At 70.2% G+C, this 2,742-nt stretch carries 3 protein-coding genes; 1 reads left to right on the forward strand and 2 read right to left on the reverse strand.

The annotated features are described in order from the left end of the window. On the reverse strand, positions 1 to 875 hold an 875-nt coding region (locus tag QZ433_RS08925; protein ID WP_366761911.1), incomplete at its 3' end, for a DEAD/DEAH box helicase. A 184-nt stretch (positions 876 to 1,059) separates the two neighbouring features. Here QZ433_RS08925 and QZ433_RS08930 point away from each other — a divergent pair. Further along, positions 1,060 to 2,373 carry a hypothetical protein gene (locus QZ433_RS08930; protein WP_295782157.1) on the forward strand — a complete coding sequence of 438 codons (1,314 nt, stop codon included), beginning with the start codon at positions 1,060 to 1,062 and terminating at the stop codon, positions 2,371 to 2,373. Positions 2,374 to 2,435: 62 nt separating this feature from the next. Here the strand turns inward: QZ433_RS08930 and QZ433_RS08935 are convergent. Beyond that, positions 2,436 to 2,742: sigma 54 modulation/S30EA ribosomal C-terminal domain-containing protein (locus QZ433_RS08935; RefSeq protein WP_295782159.1), on the reverse strand; the 307-nt coding region annotated here is incomplete at its 5' end.

Below are 2,742 nucleotides of genomic sequence, written 5' to 3' on the forward strand. Positions count from 1 at the left end.
AGGAACGAGATCAGCGGGGTGTTCGCCGACTCGTAGAGGTTGTCGATGCCGAGGTAGTCCTCGACCTTCTCGATGCCGGGCTCGAGCACGCCGATGGTGCGCTTCTTCTCGTCGACCTCGTAGTCGACGCCGGCCTCGAGGGTGCGGGCGAGCTTGGCGAACTCGGCGAACCAACGGTTGGCCTCGCCGGATGCCGGGCCCGAGATGATCAGCGGGGTGCGCGCCTCGTCGATGAGGATCGAGTCGACCTCGTCGACGATCGCGAAGAAGTGGCCGCGCTGCACCAGGTCTTCTTTGCGCCAGGCCATGTTGTCGCGCAGGTAGTCGAAGCCGAACTCGTTGTTCGTGCCGTAGCTGATGTCGGCCTCGTACTGCTCGCGGCGCACCTCGGGGGTCTGCCCCGCGACGACGGTGCCCGTCGTCATGCCGAGGGCGCGGTAGACGCGACCCATGAGCTCGGACTGGTAGCTCGCGAGGAAGTCGTTCACGGTGATGACGTGGACGCCCTTGCCGGCGATCGCGTTCAGGTAGGCGGGCAGGGCCGCGGTCAGGGTCTTGCCCTCACCGGTCTTCATCTCGGCGATGTTGCCGAGGTGCAGGGCCGCGCCGCCCATGATCTGCACGTCGTACGGGCGCTGACCGAGCGTGCGCTTGGCGGCCTCGCGGACGGCCGCGAACGCCTCGGGCATGAGCTGGTCGAGCGTCTCGCCGGCCTCGTAGCGGGCGCGCAGCTCGATCGTCTCGTTGCGCAGCTCGTCGTCGGTGAGCTGCTCGTAGTCCTCCTCGAGCGCCCCGGTCGCCTTCACCACGCCCTGCAGGCGACGCAGGATGCGGCCTTCGCCGGCGCGCAGCAGTTTCTCGAGCGGATTTGCCACGAAGAATCTCCATCTGTCGGGTGCGGCGCCCGCGCGGACGCCGGCCTGCGAACAGGCATACACGGCTCATGTTATCCGTGTTACCCGTTCGTGACCTGCGAGGAGGCCGCAACCCGCACATCTGCGTGCGCGCCCGTAGCGAACACACGGCGACGCCCCGGAGGCCGCCGCCTAGGATCGGTGCATGGCCGGTTTCTGGGGCAAGAGGAAGCGCGAAGAACAGGACGCGGCGGATGCCGATCTGGCACGCCGGGCGGAGTTGGCGATCGTCGCCGCCGACGAACGCGTGCGACTCACCTCGGACGAGCTCGACTTCGCCCGCGCCGAGCTCGGCGACAAGGCCACCGAGGACCTCGCCGCGGCGCTGGACTCGGTCCGCACCCACCTCGCCGAGGCGTTCCAGCTGCACCAGCTGAACCACGACGAGATCCCCGACACCAAAGAAGAGCTGCGCACGCGCAATGCGCGGATCATCCAGCTCTCGGAATGGGCCGAGGATCTGCTCGAGGAGCGCACGCAGGTGCTCCAACCCAAGATCGACGCGGTACGCCGCGCCCCCGAGACGCTCGCTCGCGTCCGAGCCGACCGCGAACGCCTCGCCGCACGCATCCCCGCCGCGCGCGAGGTCGTCGAGCGTCTGTCGCGCCGTTACAGCGACTCCGCGCTCGCGCAGATCGGCGGCAACCCCGACGAGATTCAGCAGCTGCTGGACTTCGCGGTGCACACGGCATCCGTCTCCGAGCGCCGTCGCGAGGCAGGTCAGCGCGAGCAGGCGTCGGTCGCCCTCGAAGCGGCGACCGAGGCCGCCCGTCGGGCCGAATCCCTCCTGGATGCCGTGGACACCTTCGAGATCGAGGCCCTGCGCGCGGAATCGACGCTCGCCGCCGTCGTCGACGACTCCCGCAACGATCTCGTCGAGGCCCGCCAGGGCGCCCAGACGCCCGCCGTCACGCAGGCGATGGCCGCGCTGCAGCAGGCGCTGACCGCGCTGCCGGCCTCGGGCACGCGCAGCGATCCCTTCGCGGCACTGTCGTCGCTCCGCCAGGCCAATGCCGATCTGGATCTCGCGCGCGAGCGCGCCGCACGACCCGTTCCCTCCCAGGACCAGGTCGAGCACGCGATCGATGACGCCGACCGTCAGCTCGCCGTGGCGCGCGGCCTGATCACCGGCCACCGCGGCTGGATCGGCGCCGACGCGCGCACCCGTTTCGTCGAGGCCGAACGTCTGCGCGCCGGCCTCCCCCTCGGCCCCGTCGCCGAGGATCAGCGCGAGACGGTGCTCGCCACCGCGCGACGCGCCGGGTCGCTGGCATCCGAGGCTCTGCAGATCGCCCAGCGCGACATCGAGCAGTCCCGCCCCGATGACTGGGGCGGCAACGGCTACGGCCGGGGCGGCGGATACGGTCGCGGCGGCGGCATGGGCGGCGGCAATATGGTCGGCGGCATGCTCGGCGGCCTGGTGATCGGTTCGCTGCTCGGCGACATCTTCGACGGCTGAGCCCGTCTCCCGCATGAACGACGCCCCCGGCCATGCGGCCGGGGGCGTCGTTCATGCGGGGGTCAGGACGCCACGGACACCATCGGCGACGCCTGTGTCGTGAGCTCGATCACGCCGTAGTCCCATCCTTTGCGGCGGTAGACGACGCTCGGGTGGTCGGTGCGGGCGTCGATGAACAGGAAGAAGTCGTGGCCGACGAGCTCCATGCGGTCGACGGCTTCCTCGACCGTCATCCATTCCGCCTCGAACTCCTTCTGGCGGATGACGACGGGGCAGTAGTCCTCTTCTTCGGCGACGTCGGCCTGCACCGGGACCGACCCGGTGGCGACGGCGCGGAGCACGTCGACGGAGGCGGGCTCGACATCGATG

The sequence above is a fragment of the uncultured Microbacterium sp. genome, from assembly GCF_913776565.1.
Taxonomy (GTDB): Bacteria; Actinomycetota; Actinomycetes; order Actinomycetales; family Microbacteriaceae; genus Microbacterium.

Excerpts from the sequence above, each read along its gene's own strand:
- QZ433_RS08930 (WP_295782157.1), top strand. The coding sequence starts at position 1,060 with ATGGCCGGTTTCTGGGGCAAGAGGAAGCGCGAAGAACAGGACGCGGCG.